Source organism: Chamaesiphon sp. VAR_48_metabat_135_sub (genome assembly GCF_031418915.1).
GTDB lineage: Bacteria > Cyanobacteriota > Cyanobacteriia > Cyanobacteriales > Chamaesiphonaceae > Chamaesiphon.
In genome coordinates, this window is sequence record NZ_JANOJV010000113.1 from 1 (window position 1) to 7,680 (window position 7,680).

Here is a 7,680-nt window from a genome sequence, read left to right on the forward strand (position 1 = left end):
CATGGCTTCAACACTGGACTACCACGTCGTCCAAGTTTTTCGAGCAATGGCATTTAAACCTATACCTGACAAGGGTTTCAAACTTGGACTACCACTTAGTCTCCAGGTAGTCCAAGAATCTGAATCAAACCAAATCCTCCACCCCTTTAATTAAAAGTTGGACTACCTATGGACGAATAGGTAGTCCAACTTTTTAAGCCATACTAGGCAAAGATTTCAGAGCTTTTGCGAAAAAAGTTGGACGACGTGGTAGTCTATCCTCAAATCATCTCAGGGAGCTAGTTTGATCAAAAGTTGGACTACTTAGACTACCTTTTCTAGTAATTAAAATTTGATATTTACTTGAGGTAGGGGGGAACCCATTGTCGATCGCATAACCCAAAGCGACTACTGAAGCCATAAACAATCGGAGTTCGCTCACCCCTGGCTTGATTTTAGTACTCCAGAAAGCCTTAACAGTTTGAGTATCAATCCAGTTTCGTCCATCGAACCGATCGATAAATTTGAAGATCCGATTTAATTTTGAATTGTCCAGTAGCCCCATCCGTTGATATTCCAGCAATGTCTGATTGAGCAGCCATTGAGTGAAGGCGATCGCATCAGAGAGTGTTTCACTAGAGATCGGTGTATCCGGTAGCTGATTGACGATCGCTGCATTGGTACAGTGGAGTACTAAGGCAATTCGCGCCGCTGCCCCCTTAAATTTGGCGTAGGTAGCTCGTAAAAGGTTGCTAGGCTCATTCCATACCTTTTCTTCCATTTGGTCGTGCCACAGCTTCCACACAGGCTTAGATTCATCAGCCAACTTATACTCACGTTCGGGCTGGTTCGATAGTCGTTGGTAAATTGTTTTCAACTCATCCGCTAGTCCGAATGAATAGATAGAAAATGCTGCCATCTTCGATTGAGGGAGATGAACGAACATAAATCGATTCCATAGTCCGTCTTCAGGGGAATCATCCTGTTTGATCAGTTTTTCCAGTACTGAAGGCTGAACCCCTCCGAGCATTGATAAGGAAGTATGCGATGTCCATAAGGTATCAGCTCCTTTTCTGTTAACCTTAAAGCCGCCACCATTGTAAGCTGTGAGCCATTTCTGTCGATCTCCTCCACTTTGGCGGTAAGCATCCATAGATTTAAAAAATCCAGCTAACTCATCTACAAATATTAAGTAGCCTGTATCGGGATAGTTACTGACAGATTGAGCGATCGATTCGATCGTGAAGTCAGAGAAGAAAATGTCCCGCAAAGGAGCTAGAGGCATTAGTGGCTCTGTTTTTTCACCTTTCTTTTTGAATTGGTGATACTCTAATTCTCGTTCGCGCTCGGCTTTGTTTAACTTCCATTGCTCTGCTAGTTCTCCCTGAATAACGCATAGTGAAGCAGTTAAAATATTCAAAATCGGTGTTTTCATCGTTCCTGATTCTCCGACCATTCCCACCCAAAGAATGGGAGGTGCTTTGTAATCAGTTCCAGGATTAATCATCAACCTCGACTTAGCACCAATCTGACTAGCGAGGATAGGCAATAGGCAAGCACTGAATATTTCTAGGGGAATATTAAAATTAGCGGCTGTATGTGCCATTTCTATCCCTAACCTACCTGCAAATATCTGTGGGGCTATTTGGCTCTTTTTATTTAATAGTTCGCTTAATTCTTGGACTAGTTGTTGGGATTCTTCTTTTTCCTCTAATTTAAGGTCTGAGAGTAGATTAATGATTTCTCCATACTTGTGTGGACTAATTACTTTAGCTAAAATTTGTTCTTTCGTTAAATTGTGGTCGCGGATATCATCGCCAATGTCCATTCCCCCCTGGGGATTCTGCCATAAGCCCTGAGTACCTGCGAGGTAATATCCCTCAATCTGGTTAGCAAAATCCACCTTGATGTTGGTGATATACTTTAGTCCGTTACTATCTCGATCTGGTGTCAAGACTAATCTTGCTCCCGCTAAGTCCGCCTGATAAGTTCCGTAGCGGCAATACCCATCCGAACCGCCCAGGGTCGTAGTGGCAGCAATCCCCAGTTTCCACAGCAAATCGGCAGTGTTTTCACCTTCTACCCAAAAAATTAACTCACCACGCCCAATCGCCGCTCGGACTTCTGTTAATCGATAGATCGGAATCCGATGGCGAATTTCTTGGGGGTTGCCTATTTTCCAGTTGCTACCCGTCCAGTGGAATTGAGGGAATTTTTTATTGCCCTCACCATCATCGCTTCGCACCACTTTAATTAAGGGGTTGCCATCGCGGTCGGGATAAAAATAATCGGTTTGAGCTTTGGGACGAATTGGTTTAACCCATTCAGCTTGCACTGGCTTCCACTCAGGCTTACCTTCTAGCTGGTCGATCGCCAAGCGGATATCTTTTGGATCGCACTCACCGCTAAAGCACTTGTAGGCACCTGTGGGTGGGTGAATGTCTAAATTTCGGCGATTACAGACAGGGCAATGGTATTTAGTTTGCGAACCCTTGGTTTTGGTCAGAACATTGAGATGTGTTCTGATGTCATAGATCTCGTAATCATCGGTCATGATGCTAGAACTCCTGATTTTTTTTGGAGCCGCCTAAAAAAACGCACTAAAAATATCCCCCCAAAGGACGCTCTATTTTTTCTGATCGTCTGTTAGAATGGATAAGGTTCAACTTATATATTCTTCGGTTAAAGCCTTGCTGTTACAGGGTTTCAACTTAAACAAACAATTTAAAAAGGCGTTAGTCTTCTGAGTCGGTCTAGTTGTAAAGCTAGGACGGCTTTAGTTTTGGAAATTGAATAGAATCCAGTTCTATCTTATCAGTGCCAGCCATCTCTACTTTATTTCGATCGGGTTAGCTCGACTAGATCTGTTGAGCGGAAAGATGGACAAGTCCATTCAACATACTCTACAATACACTGGACAAATGGATAAGTCCACTAAGCGTATTTACAAACATGGAAATAGGAATAGATAAGTATTCTGTAGCTGACTTGCAGAGCCGTTTTAATTTGGGTAAGCAAGCGGTTTACAATCGACTTGAAACGGTGGGCATCAAACCAACCAGAGTTGGCAGACGGTCTTACATTACGGCTGCGCAATTAGAACCATTAGATCGCCTCCACGCACATATCAAGCAAGGTAGAGCGATCTCAGATTTTCAATCTTCACCTCAGACAGAAATCAGCCCAGTAGACCCAGACAAAACCACTCAATTACTAACGAGTGCAGAAATCAGTTTAGTAGACAGATTGAACAAATTCACTGGACTATTGGAAAATAATTTAGAGGTGTTGATGAAGCTGATTGCTGGTGAAGTATCCCCGCCGCACAACTCGACCATCCCTACCCGCAGCCCCCTGTGGTATATGAGCGAATTGGAACGAGCCTCAGTTGAAGGTTGGCTGTTAACCACCGATGAAGTGCAACAATTGCTCGGTGTCAAGCCAATTCCACACAAAGGAACATCGACCTATCAGCGGGGGAGTTTTAATTTTGTCAAAGCGGGTAAGATCGACGGACAAACTGCTTGGCAAGTCACTAAGCATCTGCCCCCAAAGGTTGCTTGATCTGCCCAAAAGTCGCCTGCCTACTTATGTAGTTAAAATATATGGAATCAACAACCAGTACGGAGCAGCAATCGAACTCCCCGAATGAGACGGCTTATACCGAATCTCCAGCGGATGTCATCACAATCCAAGATCGCTCTCATCTGACACATCAAGAGCGTCAAAAATTTTGGGAGAACGCCAAATATTCAACCCAGCACTCTTCCCCAGATCGAGATACATCATCTGTGTCTAAGACATCGAGTACATAGCAGGCAAACTGAAAACACAGGCAAGCGCACGCTAACTTATACAGGAAAGGCATTCCAAGCGAAGTGGCACTATTTTACACGTATCTCGGCTCGACCCCTATTATCTTCCCAAACTAGAGGTTGAAGAAAATTCTTGACTGAACGACGATCGAGATCGTTATGAAACGGTTGATTCGAGTAAGTTCTCAAACAATCATAACAACTTGTTTCGCATGAGCAATCATCGGTAATATAGTGAGCCATCTTCAGCACTTCTGAAAATCTTTCTGCAATCCTTTTGCTATAGCCAGCACCACCAGGTACGTTGTCATAAATAATAATTTCAGTGGAACTATTATTTAATGGTCTAAATAAACCATCTAGCTCATTGCGGGGAACATCGATGACTTGAGCAGCAGCGGCGAGTAAGGCATAAGTAAGCGATCTCCAGAAATCTAAACCGCCAATACTTTTATTTTCGTCATTCTCAACAGAAGAAACAGTCGTTCCATCTAATATATTCCTCACCTCTCCAAATAGGTATGGTGGGTTAGCAATAGGATTAAACTGAATCTTGAGTAAATCGCTGCAAAACTCATGCCCCAAATGAATATCTTTACGAAAAGTAGTGCAATATTTACCCGTGAGAGGATGCTGATGAGGTAGATATTCTCCGTGACTGTTATCAGATTTTTTACTTCGACCTTTTTTCGAGCTTGTCTCTCGTTGTTTTAAAACTAAATCACTCAAGTCTATTCCGCAATTTTGACAGATCGCAAAACCTCTACCCCTTCCTAATAGCCCTCCTTGATTAGCTAGGAAAAATGTACCGCTTCTGCTCACGGTAAGATCGCAAAAGATATATGGTATATTTCTAGGATCTTGACCATCTTGGGCTAAAAAGACTTGAGATGTTGGCTGACGCTGGGGCTTGAGATAAGGTGTCACTTTAGCTGGCTTTGACCAATCTGTCATAAATGACTTAGGGATTTTATATTGTTTCATATCCTTGTTAGATGCTAACTTAGGTTCCCATTGACAAACTGGACATTCTTCGATTGGATCTGGATTAGGAGAAGAGTGAAAATGATTACAATTTTCTTTGCAAACCCAATAATATTTATTTTCTAGTTCTTTAGGTCGAGTAATACCTACACTTTTGTAGACACGATCGTCAACAACTATTTCCTGTCCAGGTGCATATTCACCTAATGCCAAACGTCGATCGCGTTCTAATCGATGCTTTCCTTGAGATGACTTAAATTCGTTACTTTCTCCAGTCAAAAGACGAACGACATCAATGGGAAAACCATAGATAGGGAGAATACTTGCTTGGACTAATTCATCATGCAAGCGGCGTTTAGCAATTTTCTTTAATTCAGCCTTAATATTCTTTACTTGATTGAGAGATTTTTCTATGTCTTCAAAGTTATAGCTAATTTCTCTTAGTGGAGAGGCTAAATAGTTCCAATCTGCTAATTGTTCTTTTTGGAATACTAAAAGAGCTTGAATAAATCGATTGAGTAATTCAATCTTATTATCAGAGCTTCCTAATCTATCAATCCAAGATTGAGCAGTACTTCTAGCTTTATCTTTATTCAGCCACTCTTGTAATTTAACGATCGTCGATGTTGGTGGAGGTGTAAAGTCTGGATGATCGGCAGGGTTATTGAAAGGTAATGCCAGAAAATCAGCCATTGTAATCTTTTCTGCACCTACACCGCTATAACCATACAAAAATGCTGCTAATAATTCTGCCCGAATATGTCGTTCTTGAATTTGACGATTATCAACATCTAATTTAGGTATTTGGTTGGTACCAGCAATCAACCGCTCTGGTTGCTCAAAGTAATAGCGATCGTGAGGGCGGCGTTCCCCATACATTAGCGTGATTGCAACTCCATCAGTACGTCTACCCGCACGCCCTGCACGTTGTTGATAGTTACTGACATGAGGGGGGAAATTCCGCAGCACGACGGCTTGCAAGTCCCCAATATCTACGCCCATTTCCAAGGTTGTCGAACAACTGAGCATATTAATTTGTCCGCGCCGAAAACGGTTTTCTCGCTTTTCCAATTCACCTGTACCTAATTGGGCTGTATGTTCTTGCGATCTCAATGGTAAAGGCGATCGATTGAGAATAAGATGCTGTTGATAATGTTCTGCTCTGGTTCGATCGATTTGTTCTAGAGTATAGGGCTGAAGAGTTCCTTCACATCTAAAAGCTGGACACCCTTTAATATTCAGAGTCGAATTTTTAATATCTGATAAATTTGGGATATGAAATACTTGTTGACAGCTATCACATTGCTGCCAATTATATTCAGTTTCAATTATATTTAGCTTTTCCCAATTTAGATGATATCCACTTTTTGCTTGAATAAGTATTTTGTATTCTTTTAGCTTTTCAAATAGCCAAACAAAATTCTCTCTGATTGGGAATCGATCGCCAAAGAATTGGTGGTAATACCACCCTAGTCTATTTTGGGCTTTACTTACTTCACCATCTTTTTTCCATTTGGGTAGAAATGAAGGCGAATCTTCATATCTTTTTCTCTCAGTTTCTCCTTTTTCTAAGAATAGGTAATTCTTAGATTTTCCTTGAGTATCGATCATTTCTGGTCGTGTTCCATCTACACCACCAGTTTCAGAAAAATAATTGGAAGATCCTTCAATACTAACGATCCCAGTTCGACGGATGATGTCGGTTACAACAGTTATGAAAATACGCGCTTCGGCGGTGGATATACTAAACTTATTGGATATGGATTCAAATAGGCGATCGTCAGACAAGTCAAGATGGCAAGCTAGTAAGGTATAAGCTTCAAAAGTAGATCGCCGATTAAAAGGTAGCGCAAACTCTCTCACTAAGATTTCTTTGGCTCGTTTTTCAGCTTTATCTTCACAGTCTCTTTTGTTATTAAAACTCTGTTCATCTTCTTGCCGATAGCTCTTGTAATTGTCAGCAGAAGTTCGGTCTGGATGAGGAATGGATGTTTCTACAAAAATTAATTTTAACCGCTCGGTTAATTTTTTAACTGTGACAACACCATCATCACCTTTTGCTGCTTGAAATGATTGCCATAGCATTTGGCGATAAACTTTTTCAGTTGAGTTACGTTGATAGTCAGAAGCAAAAAATGCCGCATCTTGACGACCATCAGAAAAAGTTAATAACTTCCGCTCGGATGCTTCTCCATTTTTGCGTTCGGCTTCTGGTAATAGCTCAAATAAACTATCGATCGCGATTTGCAAAGGTTCGTCAGTATAGGTGACAAAGCGATTAATAGTTTGGGAACGAGTCGGTCTAACACCACAAGCCGCACATTTTGGTAAATAGCATCCATTTGATTCTTTATCATTTTTATGGCGATGCCATGCCAAATGAAATTCTCCTTCTACTCGATCTTTTGAGGTGAAGTCTTTCTTTGCAGCTATCCCCATCCAACCATCTCGATCGCTCAAAATCATAGTTTGGGCTGTGGAAGATTTTTCTTCTTCACCTTCGCCGATTTCATCTTCTTCGGTGATGCTATCTAAGTTACCAGAAGTGAGCGTGTAGATATTTTTATTGTCTTTCAATCCTTGATATGATCGCGGTAGAGATTCTAATTTCCCACTATTACTATTAATTTGGGTGAATGAGTATCCTTGTCCGCATTGAGAACAACTACCTAATTCTAAAACAGGTGAACTGCAATCTTCACAATTTTTCTTTTCATTCAAATAAAGACGACCGTATCGACGCGGTTTATCTGCATATTCAGGATCGGTTTCTGCACCACAACACTGAGGATTAACACAAGCATATAGTCCCTCTAGACTGCGAAAGAGAAGATGAATTTTTACAGGTAGAAGTGGTAAATCATCATCACGCTGACGAGCCATCGTCCCTAACTGTAATAAA

At 41.4% G+C, this 7,680-nt stretch carries 4 protein-coding genes; 2 read left to right on the forward strand and 2 right to left on the reverse strand.

Annotated elements, in window-relative coordinates; translation table 11 throughout:
- Positions 1-265: 265 nt before the first annotated feature.
- Positions 266-2,533 (reverse strand): DUF3987 domain-containing protein, encoded by a 2,268-nt coding sequence (locus tag RMO55_RS08275; RefSeq protein ID WP_310425704.1) that lies wholly within the window; start codon positions 2,531-2,533, stop codon positions 266-268.
- 398 nt (positions 2,534-2,931) lie between these two features.
- Here RMO55_RS08275 and RMO55_RS08280 point away from each other — a divergent pair, with 398 nt between their 5' ends.
- Positions 2,932-3,543 carry a hypothetical protein gene (locus RMO55_RS08280; RefSeq protein WP_310425705.1) on the forward strand — a complete coding sequence of 204 codons (612 nt, stop codon included), beginning with the start codon at positions 2,932-2,934 and terminating at the stop codon, positions 3,541-3,543.
- A 41-nt stretch (positions 3,544-3,584) separates the two neighbouring features.
- The gene (locus tag RMO55_RS08285; protein ID WP_310425707.1) at positions 3,585-3,794 is read left to right on the forward strand and encodes a hypothetical protein; all 210 of its coding nucleotides are present in this window, start codon (positions 3,585-3,587) and stop codon (positions 3,792-3,794) included.
- 69 nt (positions 3,795-3,863) lie between these two features.
- Here the strand turns inward: RMO55_RS08285 and RMO55_RS08290 are convergent.
- On the reverse strand, positions 3,864-7,680 hold a 3,817-nt coding region (locus RMO55_RS08290; RefSeq protein ID WP_310425708.1), incomplete at its 5' end, for a Zn-binding domain-containing protein.